Origin of the sequence: Streptomyces sp. NPDC046215, from assembly GCF_040646215.1 — a bacterium.
GTDB classification, from domain to species: domain Bacteria; phylum Actinomycetota; class Actinomycetes; order Streptomycetales; family Streptomycetaceae; genus Streptomyces; species Streptomyces stramineus.
Map to the genome: position 1 here is coordinate 17,154 of NZ_JBEYZW010000024.1, position 16,354 is coordinate 33,507.

12 protein-coding genes are annotated in these 16,354 nt (G+C 74.5%); 10 read left to right on the forward strand and 2 right to left on the reverse strand.

Annotated elements, in window-relative coordinates:
• The first annotated feature begins 3 nt into the window (after positions 1-3).
• From ABZ951_RS13350 to ABZ951_RS13385, 8 genes are all read left to right on the forward strand, one after another.
• Positions 4-1,584 carry an MFS transporter gene (locus tag ABZ951_RS13350; RefSeq protein WP_344089857.1) on the forward strand — a complete coding sequence of 527 codons (1,581 nt, stop codon included), beginning with the start codon at positions 4-6 and terminating at the stop codon, positions 1,582-1,584.
• A complete protein-coding gene (locus tag ABZ951_RS13355) occupies positions 1,581-2,012 on the forward strand; it encodes a VOC family protein (protein WP_344089855.1) in 432 nt (143 codons plus the stop codon). The genes ABZ951_RS13350 and ABZ951_RS13355 overlap by 4 nt, the downstream gene beginning before the upstream one ends.
• A gap of 2 nt (positions 2,013-2,014) precedes the next feature.
• On the forward strand, positions 2,015-3,571 hold the full coding sequence (locus tag ABZ951_RS13360; protein WP_344089854.1) for a GMC family oxidoreductase N-terminal domain-containing protein: 1,557 nt from the start codon (positions 2,015-2,017) through the stop codon (positions 3,569-3,571).
• A gap of 372 nt (positions 3,572-3,943) precedes the next feature.
• Positions 3,944-5,314: an aldehyde dehydrogenase family protein gene (locus ABZ951_RS13365; RefSeq protein WP_361279844.1), complete on the forward strand. Its 1,371-nt coding sequence runs from the start codon at positions 3,944-3,946 to the stop codon at positions 5,312-5,314.
• Positions 5,315-5,337: 23 nt separating this feature from the next.
• Positions 5,338-6,027 (forward strand): class I SAM-dependent methyltransferase, encoded by a 690-nt coding sequence (locus ABZ951_RS13370; RefSeq protein ID WP_344089851.1) that lies wholly within the window; start codon positions 5,338-5,340, stop codon positions 6,025-6,027.
• Between the two features lie 112 nt (positions 6,028-6,139).
• Positions 6,140-6,922: a glucose 1-dehydrogenase gene (locus ABZ951_RS13375; protein ID WP_344089850.1), complete on the forward strand. Its 783-nt coding sequence runs from the start codon at positions 6,140-6,142 to the stop codon at positions 6,920-6,922.
• Positions 6,923-7,096: 174 nt separating this feature from the next.
• On the forward strand, positions 7,097-8,551 hold the full coding sequence (locus tag ABZ951_RS13380) for a glyceraldehyde-3-phosphate dehydrogenase (protein WP_344089849.1): 1,455 nt from the start codon (positions 7,097-7,099) through the stop codon (positions 8,549-8,551).
• A gap of 153 nt (positions 8,552-8,704) precedes the next feature.
• Positions 8,705-9,532, forward strand: coding sequence for a response regulator transcription factor (locus ABZ951_RS13385; RefSeq protein ID WP_361279846.1), 828 nt, complete (start codon positions 8,705-8,707; stop codon positions 9,530-9,532).
• A 117-nt stretch (positions 9,533-9,649) separates the two neighbouring features.
• Here the strand turns inward: ABZ951_RS13385 and ABZ951_RS13390 are convergent, their stop codons facing one another.
• A complete protein-coding gene (locus ABZ951_RS13390) occupies positions 9,650-10,720 on the reverse strand; it encodes an isoaspartyl peptidase/L-asparaginase (RefSeq protein WP_344089846.1) in 1,071 nt (356 codons plus the stop codon).
• Between the two features lie 171 nt (positions 10,721-10,891).
• Here ABZ951_RS13390 and ABZ951_RS13395 point away from each other — a divergent pair, with 171 nt between their 5' ends.
• On the forward strand, positions 10,892-12,277 hold the full coding sequence (locus ABZ951_RS13395; protein WP_344089844.1) for an APC family permease: 1,386 nt from the start codon (positions 10,892-10,894) through the stop codon (positions 12,275-12,277).
• Positions 12,278-12,814: 537 nt separating this feature from the next.
• Here the strand turns inward: ABZ951_RS13395 and ABZ951_RS13400 are convergent.
• Complete coding sequence (locus tag ABZ951_RS13400; protein WP_344089842.1) at positions 12,815-14,083, reverse strand: CAP domain-containing protein; 1,269 nt, start codon at positions 14,081-14,083, stop codon at positions 12,815-12,817.
• Positions 14,084-14,310: 227 nt separating this feature from the next.
• Here ABZ951_RS13400 and ABZ951_RS13405 point away from each other — a divergent pair, with 227 nt between their 5' ends.
• On the forward strand, positions 14,311-16,350 hold the full coding sequence (locus ABZ951_RS13405) for an NADPH-dependent 2,4-dienoyl-CoA reductase (RefSeq protein WP_344089841.1): 2,040 nt from the start codon (positions 14,311-14,313) through the stop codon (positions 16,348-16,350).
• Positions 16,351-16,354: the final 4 nt, after the last annotated feature.

A 16,354-nucleotide genomic window follows, 5' to 3' on the forward strand; every position in this document is an offset into this window, starting at 1 on the left:
GACATGAAAGACGTACGGCGGCCCGCAGGTCCCACCCCCACGGCCACCGGCACCGCGTCCCTGCGCTCACTGGCCCCCGTGCTCTGCGTCCTGTGCGTCGGGCTGTTCATGGTCTGGCTGGACACGACCATCGTCAACGTCGCCCTGCCCGACATCCAGGAGTCCCTCGGCACCGGGTTCACCGGACTGCAGTGGGTCGTCAACATCTACACCCTCACCTTCGCGTGCCTGATGCTCCTCGCCGGCGACCTCGGTGACGTCCACGGCCACAAGAAGGTCTTCCTCATCGGCATCGCGGGCTTCACCGCCGCCTCCGCCCTGTGCGCCCTCGCCCCGAACATCGGGGTGCTCCTCGCCGGGCGGGCGCTGCAGGGCGCCTCCGGTGCCGTGATCATGCCGATCTCCCTCTCCCTCATCACCTCGCTGGGCGGCACCCCCCGGGTGCGGGCCGCGGCCGTCGGCATCTGGTCCGGCGCCGGCAGTCTCGGCCTGGCGGGCGGGCCGCTGGTCGGCGGCCTGCTCGTGACCCACAGCGGCTGGGCGAGCGTGTTCTGGATCAACGTGCCGATCGGCATCCTGGCCGCCTTCGCGGGCCACCGGCTCATCCCCGCCCGCCACGAGCGCGCCGCCCGCCGCCTCGACATCGCCGGCATGCTGCTCTTCTCCGCGGGCGTCGGCTCCCTGACCCTGGGCCTGATCCAGGTCAACGAGTGGGGCTGGACCTCGCCCGCCGTCCTGGCCCTCCTCTCCCTCGCGGCCGTCCTCGTCGCGGGGTTCGCCGCCTGGGAGCTGCGGACCCGCGCCCCGGTCCTGCCCCTCGCCCTCTTCCGCGACCGGGGCTTCACCCTCCCCAACCTCGCGGGCCTGGTCACCTTCTTCGGCCTGTTCGGCGTCCTGATGTTCCTCTCGGTCTACTTCCAGTCCTTCGCGGGCCTTACCGCCTACGAGACCGGGCTGCGCTTCCTGCCCCTGACGGCGGCGACCGCCGTGGCGGCCCCCGTCGCCGGCCTGATCACCGGCCGCTACGGCGCGCGGCTGCCCCTCGCCGGCGGCTGCGCCGTCTCCGCCGTCGGACTCCTCTTCCTCGCCCAGGTGCGCATGGGCGACGGCTACCTCGAATACATCGGCCCGTTCGTCCTCATCGGCTTCGGCACCACCCTCGCCGTCACCCCCGGCACCATCGCGGTCCTCTCCGCCGTCATGGAGAACCGCGCCGGCATGGGCGCCGGAGCCGTCCAGACCTCCCGGCAGATCGGTGGCGTCCTGGGCATCGCCGTCCTCGGCACGGTCGTCGTCCAGAACTTCCGCGACCGGCTGCCGGGCGCCCTGACCGCCGTGCCGGCGGACCGGCGCGCCCGCCTGGCCGACACCCTGTCCTCCGGCGGGCGCCCCGACCTCACCGGCCTGCCCGACCAGGCGCGCCGAGCGGTCCTGGAGCCCGCGGGCCGTGCCCTGGCCGACAGCATCCAGACGGCGATGGCCGTGGCCGCGCTCTGCAACCTCCTGGCGGCCCTGCTGGTGCTGTTCGCCATGGACCGGCGCGACGGCCGACCCGCCTCCCCCGCGAAGGGCGGAATCCGATGATCGGCCACCTCGGACTCAACGTCCCCGACCTGCCCGCGGCCGTCGCCTACTACGACCGGATCCTGCCGCTGCTGGACTTCGAGACCTACTTCGGCGACGCGACCCAGCACGCCTACCGCCCCGCCGACGGCAAGCGCGGCACGTTTCTCTTCCTCTACCAGAGCGCCGAGAGCACCGAGCCCCCGGCGGAGAGCACCACGGCGGCCACCGGGTTCTCCCGGCACCGCACCGGCCTCCAGCACCTGGCCTTCATGGCCCGCACCCGCGGCCGGGTCCGCGAGGTCGCCGCCCTCGCCTCCGCCCTCGGCAGCGAGATCGTCCACGCCCCCCGGGAATTCCCCGAGTACCCCCCGCCCTACTACGCGACCTTCTGGACCGACCCCCACGGCTTCCTCCTCGAAGCCGTGTGCCACCACGACCGGGAGTGACCGTGCACGACTACGTCATCGTCGGCGCGGGCTCCGCGGGCTGCGTCCTGGCCGACCGGCTCAGCCGCGACCCGGACACCAGCGTGCTCCTGCTGGAGGCCGGGCGCGACGACGCGATCCGCGAGATCGCCGTCCCCGCGGCCTTCTCCACCCTGCTGCGCACCGAGGTCGACTGGGACTACCGCACGGCCCCCCAGGACCGCCTGGACGGCCGGGAGCTGTACTGGCCCGCGGGCAAGGTCCTCGGGGGCGGCTCCTCGGTCAACGCCATGGTCTACATCCGCGGCAACGCCGCCGACTACGACGGCTGGGCGGCCCGCGGCCTCGACGGCTGGGCGTACCGGGACGTCCTGCCGTACTTCAGACGCTCGGAGGACAACACCCGCGGCGCCGACCGCTACCACGGTACCGGCGGCCCGCTCGCCGTCTCCGACGTCCGCGACCGGCACCCGCTCAGCGAGGCGTTCCGCGCCGCCGCCCTCGCCGCGGGCCTGCCCGCCAACCCCGACTTCAACGGCGCCGCGCAGGAGGGCGCCGGCTTCTACCAGGCGACCGTGCGCCGCGGGCGCCGCTCCGGCACCGCCCGGGCCTTCCTGCGCCCGGCCGCCCGCCGCCGCAACCTCACCGTCCGCACCCGGGCGACCGTCCGGCGCGTCCTCCTCGAACGCGGCCGGGCCCGCGGCGTGAGCGCCGAACTGGGCGGACTGGCCACAGAGTTCCGTGCCCGCCGCGAGGTGATCCTGGCGGCCGGAGCGATCGGCTCGCCCAAGCTCCTCCTGCTCTCCGGCATCGGCCCCGCCGCCGACCTCACGGCCCTGGGCATCGACGTGGCCGCCCACAGCCCCCACGTCGGCCGCAACCTCCAGGACCACCTGACCATCGGCGCGGGCTGGCGGGTGCGGGGCATGCGCACGATGGAGTCCGCGCTGCGCCCGGCGAACGTCCTGCGCTACCTGGGCGCGCGCCGCGGCCCGCTGGCGTCCCCGGTCGTGGAGGCGGGCGGCTTCGTCCCCCGCGCGGGCGGCCCCCCGGACCTGCAACTGCACGCCGCACCCGTCCTGTTCGACAACCACGGACTCACCCCGCCGCCCTGTCCCGGTTTCACCATCGGGGTATCCCTGCTGACCCCGGCGAGCCGCGGCACCGTCACCCTCCGCTCGGCCGACCCCACGGCCGCCCCCGCCATCAGGCCGGGCTACGGAGCCGAGCCGTACGACCTCGAACGGCTCGTCGACGGCCTGGAACTGGCCCTGCACATCGGGGAGACCGGGCCCCTGCGCCGGCACGCCGGGGAGCTCTACGCGCTGACCTCGACGGACCGCCGCGCCCTGGAGGCGTGGACCCGCGCCCGGGCCGAGACCATCTACCACCCCGTCGGCACGTGCGCGATGGGCAGCGTCGTCGACGCCGCCCTCCGCGTCACCGGCGTCGAGGGCCTGCGGGTCTGCGACGCCTCGGTCATGCCGGTGATCCCCCGGGGCAACACCAACGCCCCCACCATCATGATCGCGGAGAAGGCGGCCGACCTGATCCGCGGCGGCACCGCCCAGGTGGATTGATCACGGGCGTTGCCGCTCCGCCCCGGCCGCCTCGGGCAAGGAAGCCGCCTCCGGCGGAGGAGCCGCCTCGGGCAGGGGAGCGGTGAGCCAGGGAGTGCGACGCCCCGACAGCGGCGCGAACACCACCGGCCAGTTGCAGCGGCCGACAGGTGTACCGCGTGCACCCCGCCGGATCCCTGCCCCGGGCAGCCCCGGAGGCAAGGCGGGACCCGTCGCGCGTCGGAGCGCGGAAGCGGCGCGTACCACCCCCCACACGACGGCTGCGCTCCAAGGCGCCGCGCGCACGGGCGCGCGGGAGGGTGCGGCGCCGTTCGCGCGGTCCATGGGAGACGTATGAACTCTGCTTCGCCCGACCCGCTTACCGCGAGCGCCGTGAGCGAGGAACCCGTACTCGGCCAGGTGCTGGCCGACGCGGCGGTCACCTTCGGCCTCATCGCCTCCGACACCGACCGCCGCACCCTGGTCACCGACCCCTCCACCGGACGGCCCGTCGCCGCCGTGCCCGTCACGCTGCCCGCGGACGCCGAACGGGCCGCGGCCTGGGCCCGGTCGGTCCACCCGGCCTGGCAGGGCGTCGGGATCCGGGAACGGCTGCGCTGCGCCGCCCGGCTGCGGAGCCTGCTCCGCGCCCACAGCGCCGCCCTCGGGCCCGTCCTCGCGCACACCTGCGGGCTCGGGCCCCGGGACCTGCGGGCCGAGGACCGGGCCGCCGGAGCGGTCCTGCGCAGACACACGGCGGCGGCCCGCGCCTGTTTCGCCGGCCCTGGCCCCTACGGACGGCTGTGGCCCGGCGGCCGCCCCGCCCGCCGGGGGCGGGGCGCGGGCGCCCCCGCCGTGGTGACCGCGTGGGGCGACCCCTCCCGCCCGCTGGCCTCACTCCTCGAAGGCGCCCTGCCCGCCCTGCTGGCCGGCAGCACGGTGATCACCCGCGCCGCGCCGCGCCTGGCCCCGGCGGGCGCCCACATGCTGCTGCTCGCCCAGGCGGCGGGCCTGCCACCGGGCACCTGGCAACTGGCCGTGTCCGCGCCCCCGCACACCACCGGGCTCGAAGCCGCCCTGGCCGCGCACACCGACCGGACGGCACCCCAGTGCTGCACGCCCCCGCCCCACGGACCGGCCGCACCGCGCACCCTGGCACCCGGGCTGTGCGTCGTGCGACACGACGCGCGCCCTCGCGCCGCCGCGCCCACCGCGGCCCTCACCTGCTTCGCCCGGGCGGGCCGGATGTGCACCGCCACCCCCGTCCTGGTGGTGCACGCCTCCCTCTACGAGGGCTTCCTCCAGCACTTCCTGAGAGCCGCCGCCCACGACTACCTGGCCGACGACGTCGCCGTGCCCGCCGAGGCGGAACGCCTGGAGCTGCTCGCCTGGCTCGACGGGGCGATCGCCGACGGAGCCCGCCTGCTCCACCCCGGGCTCGCCCAAGACGCCACAGGCCGGGGCCCGTTCGTCCTCGGCGTGCCGTCGCCCGACCATGTACGGCCCGGCGAACTGCCCACCGGCCCCCTGGCCGTGGTCACCCGCTACACCTCCTGGTCACAGGTCCAGAGCCTGGCCCGGCGCACCGGCGGCCACACCACCGTCTTCACCCGCACCCCACCCGCGCGGCTGCGCCCCCTGCTTCCCTCCCCGCCCACCCGCCACCTCCACCTCAACACCGTCCCCCGGCCCGGCCTCCCGCCCCTGACGGCGCTGCGCGCGATCACCGCCGCCCCCGACCCCGGCGGCGAGGCCGCGCGGTGACCGGCGCCGAGGACGACCGGGACGTGACGCAGTTCGAATCGTGGGCCGCCACCTACGACAGCAGCCCGCTCCAGAAGCGCTACTTCCACCCCGTCCAGCGGGTGTTGCTGCACCACGCCGCGTCCGTGGCACCGGACCCGGCTCACGTGCTCGACATCGGCTGCGGCACCGGCTCCCTCCTGCGCCGGGCCCGCGCCGCGTTCCCCGGCAGCACGCTGATCGGGCTCGACCCCGCGCCCTCGATGCTCCGCGCCGCCCGCGCCCGGCACTCCGCCGCCGTCCGGTACGTGGCGGGCCGCGTCGAACAACTCCCGTTCCCTGACGCCGGCTTCGGGCTGGTGCTCAGCACCCTCTCCTTCCACCACTGGCGGGACCAGCGGCGGGGGCTCGCGGAGACCGGGCGCGTCCTGCGGCCCGGCGGGACCCTCGTCGTCGCCGACCACTTCGCCACCGGCTGGCTGCGGCCCGTCTTCGCGACGGCGGGAAAGCGCGACCGCATGCACACCCACCGCGAGGTGGACGCGATGCTGCGCGCGGTGGGCCTCACCCCCGCCGGCTGGCGGATCGCACACACCGTGACGGCCTTCCTCCACGGGAGCCGACACCGGGCCTGCGACCGGGCCTGCGGCCGGGCCTGCCACCGGCCGTTCCTGCCCCTGGTGGCCCTCTGCACGGCGACGAAGCCGCACGGCCCGGCCACGGGAGCCGGCTGAAGGACCCGCTGTCCGGTGGGGCGGCGCGGCGCGGCCGCCGGCAAGGTGGTGGTGCCGCACCCAGGATCAGCCGACACTGTCGCCCCGGCCCGCGGCCGCCGAGGATCGGGCCATGAAGCGATTCACGAACAAGACGGCCCTCATCACCGGCGGCACCAGCGGCATGGGCCTGGCCACCGCGGCCCGGCTCCTCGACGAGGGGGCGCACGTCGTCATCACCGGGCGCGACCAGGCCCGCCTCGACTCCGCCGCGGCCCACCTCGGCGCCGGGCCCGACCGGCTGCTCGCCGTCCGCGCCGACGTGGCCGCGCCCGCCGACCTCGACGGCCTCGTGCGGCGGACCGCGGCCTGGCGCGACGGTCTCGACGTGGTCTTCGCCAACGCCGGCGTGGCCGTCTTCCAGCCGACCCACGAGGTCACCGAGACGGACTTCGACCACGTCGTCGACGTCAACTTCAAGGGCGTCTTCTTCACCGTCCAGAAGGTGCTGCCGCTCCTGCGGGAGCGCGGCTCGATCGTCATCAACGCCTCCTGGACCCTGCACCGCGGGCTGGCCGCCGCCTCGGTCTACGCCGCGAGCAAGGCGGCCGTGCACAGCCTCACCCGGACCCTGGGCGCCGACCTCGCCCCGCGCGGCATCCGCGTCAACTCCGTCAGCCCCGGCTACATCGACACACCGATGTACCGCGACGTGATGCCCGACCCGGCGGTCGAGGCCCTCGTCGCCGCCGACATCCCCTTGCGCTCCCTCGGCAGTCCGCAGGACGTGGCGGCGGCCGTCGCCTTCCTCGCGTCGGGCGACGCCGCGTACATCACCGGCCAGGACCTCGTCATCGACGGCGGTCTCGTCGGCTCCGTACCCGTCGCGCGGGGCGACGCCCCCGCCTTCGGCTAGCGGTTGCCACGGGCTAGCGGTTCCCACGGAAATCGAGGGCCGCACAGCCGGACAAGCCAGGACGAAATGGCGGCAAAACCTAGTCGGCTCCCGGTTTCCGTGGACCCTTTGAACGATCAAAATATCGGGGGGTTAGCATATGAGCACCGCCTAGCTCGATCGAGAGATAAGCCTGTGACTGTCAACGACGACTCGTTCACTAACTGGAAGAACCGCGAAGAGATCGCGGAGTCCATGATCCCGATCATCGGAAAGCTGCACCGCGAGCGGGACGTCACGGTCCTGCTGCACAGCCGCTCCCTGGTGAACAAGTCGGTGGTCAGTATCCTCAAGACCCACCGGTTCGCCCGGCAGATCGCCGGAGAGGAACTCTCGGTCACCGAGACGCTGCCGTTCCTGCAGGCTCTCACCACGCTCGATCTCGGCCCCTCCCAGATCGACATCGGCATGCTCGCCGCGACGTACCGCACCGACGGCCGCGGCCTGACGGTGGCGGAGTTCACCGCCGAGGCCGTCGCCGGCGCCACGGGCCCCGACAAGATCGAGTGCCGTGAGCCGCGCGACGTCGTCCTCTACGGCTTCGGCCGCATCGGCCGCCTCGTCGCCCGCCTCCTCATCGAGAAGGCCGGCTCCGGCAACGGCCTGCGGCTGCGCGCCATCGTCGTCCGGCCGGGCGGCGGCCGGGCCGCCGACGACCTCGTCAAGCGCGCCTCGCTGCTGCGCCGCGACTCCATACACGGCCAGTTCCAGGGCACGATCACCGTCGACGAGGCGAACGGCACGATCATCGCCAACGGCAACGAGATCAAGGTGATCCACGCCGGCGACCCGACGGAGATCGACTACACGGCGTACGGCATCAAGAACGCCATCCTCATCGACAACACCGGCAAGTGGCGCGACCGCGAGGGGCTCTCGAAGCACCTGCGCCCCGGCATCGACAAGGTCGTCCTGACCGCGCCGGGCAAGGGCGACGTCCCCAACATCGTCCACGGCGTCAACCACGACACGATCAAGCCGGACGAGCAGATCCTGTCCTGCGCCTCGTGCACCACCAACGCGATCGTCCCGCCGCTGAAGGCGATGGCGGACGAGTACGGCGTCCTGCGCGGCCACGTGGAGACCGTCCACTCCTTCACCAACGACCAGAACCTGCTGGACAACTACCACAGCTCCGACCGCCGCGGCCGCTCGGCGCCGCTCAACATGGTCATCACCGAGACCGGTGCCGCCTCCGCCGTCGCCAAGGCGCTGCCCGGCCTCAAGGCGCCGATCACCGGCAGCTCCATCCGCGTCCCGGTGCCGGACGTCTCGATCGCGATCCTCAGCCTGCGGCTCGGACGCGAAACCACGCGCGAGGAGGTCCTCGACTACCTCCGCAACGTCTCGCTGACCTCGCCGCTCAAGCGCCAGATCGACTTCACCACCGCCCCCGACGCGGTGTCGAGCGACTTCATCGGCTCGCGCCACGCGTCGATCGTCGACGCCGGCGCGACCAAGGTCGACGGCGACAACGCGATCCTCTACCTCTGGTACGACAACGAGTTCGGCTACTCGTGCCAGGTCATCCGCGTCGTCCAGCACGTCTCCGGGGTGGAATACCCGACGTACCCGGCGCCGGTGGTCTGACGGGCTGAGTCGTTGATCCGCGACATCCCCGGCTGTGCACGCAGCGGTCTTCGTGCGGGGCGCGGAGCGTGACGAACGTGAGGTGGGGCCTTCCGTCGAGGGAGGGCCCACCTCACGCCCCTTTCTGCCCGGCAGCCGTGCAGGGCCCGGTGCATGGCCCGGCCGCCGGCCAGGGCCCTGCTGCCGGCACTGGCGTGGCCATCCGCTGTCTACGGAGTGCAGGCCGTCCTGGTCCTCCTGGTCTGGGCAGCACTGATCGGCTCGGCCGGTCTTGCCCGCGCCACGCGGCGGGCGTTGATCGCGTTCGCCCGCCGGCTTCTGAGGGTGCCGTTGCCGGCCCCAGCCGCCGCGCCCTCCGGCGCCGACCGTTGGCGGACTCCCCTCTGGCTGCTGTTGCACGTGGCGCTGGGGTGGGCGGGGGCGCTGACGAGCGGCGTGCTGGTCCTCATGGGGATCACGCTCCCCGGGGGCCGGCTCGATGCCGAAGCCGGGCTGAGCCTGTTCGGCCGGTCGCTGCGGTCCGACGGCGGGTGGCGGAGCTGGGTGCCGGGGCTCTGCTGCCTGTTGCTGGCTGCGGTCGTGTGCGTGGTGGTGACGAGCGTGCTGCGGTGGCTGGCGCCCAGGCTCGTGGGTCCTTCGTCGGCCGGGCGGCTCGCGCTGATGGCCGAGCGGGAGCAGCGCCTGGCGGCGGGGGAGGCGATCCTCTTCCCGGCGACCCTGCGCCGGATGGTCGCCGCCCGCCCGCTGGGCTCCGCCGAGGCGTTGCCGAGGGCGGCGCTGACGGAAGGGGAGGAGGAGGTGCTGCGGCTGATGGCCACCGGCCTGTCCAACCCGGAGATCGCGCAGTTGCTCATGGTGAGTCTGGAGACGGTGAAGACGCACGTCGGGAACGTGCTGACCAAGCTCGGCGCGCAGAACCGGACCCATGCGGTGGTGATCGCGTACGAATCGGGCCTGGTGGTGCCGGGGTTCACGGGGTGATGCGGTGCAGGGGGCGGAGCGGGGCGGCCGGCGTCGGGCGCGTCGTTTGCGGGGGACGGTGGCCGGTCGCGCAGTTCCCCGCGCCCCTTTCCGGGCGCGGGAACCGCATCAGTCAGCTCAGTCGTGTCCCGGTGACTCGTCGGGGAAGATCCTGGTGACGATCCTGCCGTCCGACGTCAGGTAGCCGTGGAGCATGGCCTCGCTGCTGAACGGGGCGGCGAGCGTGCCCCGGCCGTCGAGGGCGATGACCCCGCCCTTGCCGCCCAGAGCGGTCAGCCGGTCCATGACGACCTCGTGGGCCGCCGCCGTCACGTCCTTGCCGCCGAACTCGACGAGGTGGGCGATCGTCGCGGACGCCGCGCCCCGGATGAAGGTCTCGCCCTGCCCGGTGGCGCTCACCGCGACAACGCCGTTCTGCGCGTACGTGCCGGCGCCCACCACGGGGGAGTCCCCGACCCGGCCGGCCATCTTGTTCGTCATGCCGCCGGTGGACGTCGCCGCCGCGAGGTCGCGGCCGCGGTCGAGGGCGACGGCCCCGACCGTGCCCGTCAGGCCCTCCCGGCCCCTCTTGCCCGCGGGCTGCTTGGCCTTCATCAGCTCGTCCCAGCGCCGCTGCGTCCAGAAGTAGTCCTGGGTCACCGGAACCAGACCGCTGCGCGCGGCGAAGTCGTCGGCGCCCTCGCCCGCCAGCAGGACGTGCTTCGTCCGCTCCATCACCAGGCGGGCGGCGGAGACGGGGTTGCGCACGCCGCGGACCCCGGCGACCGCGCCGGTCGCCAGGTCCGAGCCGCGCATGATCGAGGCGTCCAGCTCGTGGCCGGCGTCCTCGGTGAAGACCGCTCCCTTGCCGGCGTTGAACAACGGGTCGTCCTCCAGCGAACGCACCGCCGCCTCCACCGCGTCCACACTGCTGCCGCCCCGCCGCAGCACCTTCTGCCCCGCGCGCAGCGCGTCCGCCAGCCCGGCGCGGTAGGCCCGCTCCTCCTCCGGGCCGGTGTCCTCCCTGCGCAGCGCACTTCCCGCGCCGCCGTGCACGGCCAGCACCACGCCCCGCGCGGCGGGCCCGGACGCGCCGGAACCGGCCACGGCCGAGGCGGCGCCGGGCCCGGGCGGGGGCAGCACGGCGACGACACCGGCCACCAGGGCGGCGAGCACGGGAACGGTCCACAGTCTCCGACGCACACGCATGAGCTCTCCTCGAAGGCGGGCGACACCTGTAGGGGACGATTTTTCACCCTGCCGGGGAGCGCGCGCGGGCGGAACGGCGAGCTGCGGAAACGGCCGGGAACGGCGGAGGATCGGCCGGACGCCCGGCACCGGCCACGGTGGGCCGCGCACCGCGGTGGGTAGCGGTTGTCCATGCGGATACCCCGGCCCACCGGGCCACCCAGCGCACCGCCGCCGGCCCCCGGCGACCCTTCCGTGCTCACGTCCCCGCTCAAGCGCGTCATCGGCCCGAAACTCCTGCTGCTCTTCGTCATCGGCGACATCCTCGGCACGGGCATCTACGCCACCACCGGCAAGGTCGCGGGCAAGGTGGGCGGCGCGCTGTGGCTGCCGTTCGTCATCGGGTTCCTCGTCGCGATGCTCAGCGCCGCCTCCTACGCCGAGCTCGTCGGCAAATACCCCAAGGCGGCCGGTGCCGCGCTCTACACCCAGAAGGCGTTCAAGGCGCCCTTCCTGACCTTCGTCATCGCCTTCATGGTGATGTGCTCGGGGCTGGCCTCGGCGAGCGCCGCGGCCCGCGCTTTCGGCGGCGACTACCTGGCGGAGTTCACGGACCTGCCGCCCACGCCCGTGGCGGTGGCCTTCGTCCTCGCGCTCGCCGCGCTCAACCTGCGCGGCGTCTCGGAGTCCGTCCGCACCAACGTCGTGCTGACCCTCGTCGAGCTCTCGGGCCTGCTGCTGATCATCGGCATCGGGGCCTGCGCCGTGCTCGCCGGTGACGGGGACGCCGCCCGCCTGGGTGAGTTCGACACCGGCGGCTCCGGGCACGCCGTCCTCACCGGGGTGCTGGGCGCGACGGCGCTCGGCTTCTTCGCCTTCATCGGCTTCGAGGACTCGGTCAACATGGCGGAGGAGACCAAGGACCCCGCCCGCACGTTCCCCCGCGCCATCTTCATCGGGGTCGCCGTCACCGGCACGGTGTACGTCCTGGTGGCCCTCGTCTCCTCGCTCCTGGTCGACCACCGCACGCTCCAGGCGTCCTCGGGCCCCCTCCTGGAGGTGGTGAAGGTGGGTTGGGGCGGCTTCCCACCGAAGCTGTTCTCCCTGATCGCGCTGTTCGCCGTCACCAACTCCGCGCTGATCAACCTGATGATGGCGTCGCGGCTCTGCTACGGCATGGCCAACGAGCGGATCCTGCCCCGGGCGATGGGCCGGGTCCTGGCCCGCCGCCGGACCCCGGTCGCGGGCATCGTGTTCGCCACCGCCCTCACCGTCGTGCTGACCTCGACGGGCCAGATCGCGGGGCTCGGTGACACGGCGGCGCTCCTGCTGCTGTGCGTCTTCGCCGTGGTGAACGTGGCGGTCCTCGTCCTGCGCCGGGACCGCGTGGCCCACCGGCACTTCCGCGCCCCCACCGCCCTGCCGGTCCTGGGCGCGCTCGCCGCCCTCGCCCTGGCGAGCCCGCTGGCCGACCGCCCCGCGGACGTCTACATCCGGGCGGGGGTGCTGATCGCGGTCGGCATCGCGCTGTGGGGGGTGAACCGGGTGGTGCTGCGGGCTGCCGTGCGTGACGAGTGAGCGGCGGCCGGGCGCACGTGGAGCGGCCGGGGGCCGCCGTGGCCCTGTGCTTCCGGGGTGTGCCCGCACGACGGCCGCCCCGCACGACGGCCGTCCCGCACGTCAGCCGGCTTGCACGTCAGCCCGTCCGGCCGCGTGCCCGCACGACGGCCCGCCCGCACGGGCAGCCCGCTCAGGCCGCCGCGCTGAACAGCTGGGTCCGGTGGGTGCTCGCCTGACCTCGCGTGACGAGTGAGCGGTGGCCGGGCGCACCTGGAGCGGCCCGGGGCCGCCGTGGGCCCTGGGCCTCCGGGGTGTGCCCGCACGACGGCCGCCCCGCACGTCAGCCGGCTTGCACGTCAGCCCGCCCGCACGGGCAGCCCGCTCAGGCCGCCGCGCCGAGCAGCTGGGTCCGGTAGGTACCCGCCCGACCGCGAGTGACGAGCGAGCGGTGGCCGGGCGCACTTGGAGCGGCCCGGGGCCGCCGTGGGCCCTGCGCTTCAGGGGTGTGCCCGCACGACGGCCCGCCCGCACGGGCAACCCGCACGGGCACCCCGCTCAGGCCGCCGCGCCGAACAACTGGGTCCAGTAGGCACCCGCCTGACCCCCGCCGGCGAAGCCGACCCCTAGGTGGGTGAAGTCCGGCTTGAGGATGTTGGCCCGGTGGCCCGGGCTGTTCATCCAGCCGCGGACCACCTCGGCGGCGGAGCGCTGGCCGCAGGCGATGTTCTCGCCGATGCCCCGGTGCGCGCAGCCCGCGGCGGCGGCCCGGTCCCAGGGCTGTCCGCCCCCGGGGGAGGTGTGGGAGTAGAAGCTCCGCGCCACCATGTCGGCGCTGTGCGCCTGCGCGGCGGCCGTGAGCCGCGGGTCGGGCGCCAGGGGGCGGAGCCCGGCCGCCGCCCGTTCGGCGTTGGTGAGGGCGAGGACCTCCGCCGCGGTCCGCGCCAGGCCGTCCGCGGTGAACGGCCGGGCCCACAGCGCCGTCCAGTACACCGTGCCGGAGCGGTCGTCGGCGGCGTGGGCGGCCCCCACCTCGGTGAGGGAGGGGTCCCGCGGGGGACGGCTCAGGTCCGGGTCGTCCAGGCAGTAGGCCCAGAACTCCTCCGCGGTGCGGGGGCCGGAGACCAGGGCCTCCGCGATGCCCAGGTAGGCGTAGCCGCCCGCGGTGACCCGCTGGAAGACCGACGTGCCGTCGTCTCCCTCGGTGCCGAGCCGGCCCCGCCGGGCCATGGCCGTGGCATGGGCCCGGGCCGCCGCCGTGAGCGCCGGGTGCTCGGCCACGGGCGGAGCTCCGGCCCGGGCCCGCGCGGTGCTTACGAGGACGGCGAAACCGGTGGGGGCCGCGCCGTCGTCCGCGACCTCCACCCCGAAGTCGCGGGCCACGCCGGCCAGCCCGTCCGCGTACCCCTGGCCGAGGGCCCGCAGCTTCCAGGCCCCGCCGCGCCGGTATATCTCCGCGAGCAGCAGCACCGTCTCGTGCGTGGGGCGCGGCGGGGTGAAGCGGGCGAGGGGCCGCTGCCCGCCGCCCGTGACGGACAGGGTGGGGGCGGGCAGGCGGCCGAGCGGGCTGCCGGGGTCGGCGGGGCTGACGACCACGGTCACGCGGCTCGCCCCGGCCCGCAGCCGCGCCCGGTCCAGGGTGATCACGTCGGCGCGCAGGCGGGTGCCGGGCGCCTCCGGCTGGTTGTAGAAGACGAAGTCGCCGTCGCCGGTGACCTTCCCGTCGTCGCCCGTGATGAGCACCGAGAGATCGAACGGCCCCGGTACGGACAGCGACAGGACGCCGTCCGGCAGGGGCACGTTTCCGCCGGCGACCAGCTCGCTCATCGGCACCACCCGTCCAGGCCCTCGGATTCCGGCGCCGGGGGAGGGGCGGCGCTGTCCGGAGAACGCGGCCGGGGGCGCGGCGGTTCCCGCAGGCCCGGGGCGGAGCCGGGCAGGGGAACGCGACCCCGCCGCCGGGACCGTGACCCGAAAGTTTTATGCAACTCATTGCACAATCGCGTTCGCGTGCTCTAGAACTGAGGTGACGACCCTGCGCGAGGAGCCACCCGATGAGCCCGTACCCGCACCTGCTGGCCCCGCTCGACCTGGGGTTCACCACCCTCCCCAACCGAGTGATCATGGGATCGATGCACGTCGGGCTCGAAGAGGCGCCCCGCGGCTTCGAGCGGATGGCCGCGTTCTACGCCGCCCGGGCCCGCGGCGGCGCGGGGCTGATCGTCACCGGCGGCATCGCCCCCGACGAGCGGGGCCGCCCCTGGGCGGGCGGGGCCAAGCTCACCACCCGGGAGGAAGCCGCCGAGCACACGGCCGTGACCGCCGCCGTGCACCGCGAGGGAGGCAGGATCGCCCTCCAGATCCTGCACTTCGGCCGCTACGCGCACCACCCCGGCCTGGTGGCACCCAGCGCGATCCAGGCACCCATCAGCCCGTACACCCCGCACGCCCTCACCGGCGACGAGGTCGAGGAGACCGTCGAGTCGTTCGTGCGGACGGCGGAGCTGGCCCGCCTCGCCGGCTACGACGGGGTGGAGATCATGGGCTCCGAGGGGTACCTGATCAACGAGTTCATCGCCCCGGCGACCAACCACCGCACCGACCGCTGGGGCGGCTCGTACGAGAACCGGATCCGCTTCCCCGTGGAGATCGTCCGCCGCACCCGCGAGCGCCTGGGACCGGACTTCATCCTCGTCTACCGGCTGTCCATGCTCGACCTGGTGCCGGGCGGCTCCTCCCTGGCGGAAGTGATCACGCTGGCCCGGGAGATCGAGGCCGCCGGCGCCACGATCATCAACACCGGCATCGGCTGGCACGAGGCCCGCATCCCCACCATCGCGACCTCCGTGCCGCGCGGCGCCTACAGCTGGGTGACGCACAAGGTCATGGGCGCGGTCTCCGTCCCCCTGGTGACCGGCAACCGCGTCAACACCCCCGAGGTGGCCGAGCAACTGCTCGCCGAGGGCCGGGCCGACCTGGTGTCCATGGCCCGCCCCTTCCTCGCCGACCCCGACTTCGTCGCCAAGGCCCGGCGGGGCAGGGCCGACACCATCAACACCTGCATCGGCTGCAACCAGGCGTGCCTCGACCACACCTTCAGCGGGAAGATCACCTCCTGCCTGGTCAACCCGCGCGCCTGCCACGAGACCGAGCTCGTCCTCTCGCCGGTCCGCCGCCGCAAGCGCGTCGCCGTCGTCGGCGCCGGCCCCGCGGGCCTGGCCTGCGCGGTCACGGCGGCCGAGCGCGGCCACACGGTCACCCTCTTCGACGCGGCCGGCGAGATCGGCGGCCAGCTCACCATCGCCCGGCGGGTCCCCGGCAAGGAGGAGTTCGGCGAGACCCTGCGCTACTTCCGCACCCAGCTCGACTACCACGGCGTCGACGTCCGGCTGGACACCCCCGTCACCGCCGAGGACCTCGCCGGCGGCCGGTACGGCGACTTCGACGACATCGTCGTGGCCACCGGCGTCACCCCCCGCACCCCTGACACCCTCGGCATCCCCGGCAGCGACCACCCCAGCGTCCTCGGCTACCTCGACGTCCTGCGCGACGGCGCCGAGGCCGGCGGCCGGGTCGCCGTCATCGGCGCGGGCGGCATCGGCTTCGACGTCGCCGCCCACCTCACCGACAGCGGCGACGGAGCGAGCCTCGACCCCGCGACGTACTTCCGCCGGTGGGGCGTCGACACCGGCTACCGCGGCCCCGGCGGGCTCGCCGAGCCCCGGCGGCCGAAGCCACCCCGCACCGTGCACCTGCTCCAGCGCAAGGCCGCCAAGGTCGGCGCCGGACTGGGGAAGACGACCGGCTGGATCCACCGCACCGAGCTCCGGCACCGCGGCGTCACCATGGTCGCCGGGGCGCGGTACGACCGCATCGACGACGCGGGCCTGCACCTGACCGTCGACGGCACCTCCACCGTCCTGCCCGTCGACACCGTGGTGCTGTGCACCGGGCAGGAACCGCGCCGGGACCTCTACGACGGCCTCCTGGCCGCCGGGCGCACGGCCCACCTCATCGGCGGCGCCGACGTGGCCGCCGAGCTCGACGCGAAACGGGCGATCCGCCAGGGAACCGAGCTGGCCGCGGCCCTCTGACCGG

Excerpts from the sequence above, each read along its gene's own strand:
- ABZ951_RS13350 (WP_344089857.1), top strand. The coding sequence starts at position 4 with ATGAAAGACGTACGGCGGCCCGCAGGTCCCACCCCCACGGCCACCGGC.
- ABZ951_RS13355 (WP_344089855.1), top strand. The coding sequence starts at position 1,581 with ATGATCGGCCACCTCGGACTCAACGTCCCCGACCTGCCCGCGGCCGTC.
- ABZ951_RS13375 (WP_344089850.1), top strand. The coding sequence starts at position 6,140 with ATGAAGCGATTCACGAACAAGACGGCCCTCATCACCGGCGGCACCAGC.
- ABZ951_RS13385 (WP_361279846.1), top strand. The coding sequence starts at position 8,705 with ATGGCCCGGCCGCCGGCCAGGGCCCTGCTGCCGGCACTGGCGTGGCCA.
- ABZ951_RS13390 (WP_344089846.1), bottom strand. The coding sequence starts at position 10,720 with ATGCGTGTGCGTCGGAGACTGTGGACCGTTCCCGTGCTCGCCGCCCTG.
- ABZ951_RS13395 (WP_344089844.1), top strand. The coding sequence starts at position 10,892 with ATGCGGATACCCCGGCCCACCGGGCCACCCAGCGCACCGCCGCCGGCC.
- ABZ951_RS13400 (WP_344089842.1), bottom strand. The coding sequence starts at position 14,083 with ATGAGCGAGCTGGTCGCCGGCGGAAACGTGCCCCTGCCGGACGGCGTC.
- ABZ951_RS13405 (WP_344089841.1), top strand. The coding sequence starts at position 14,311 with ATGAGCCCGTACCCGCACCTGCTGGCCCCGCTCGACCTGGGGTTCACC.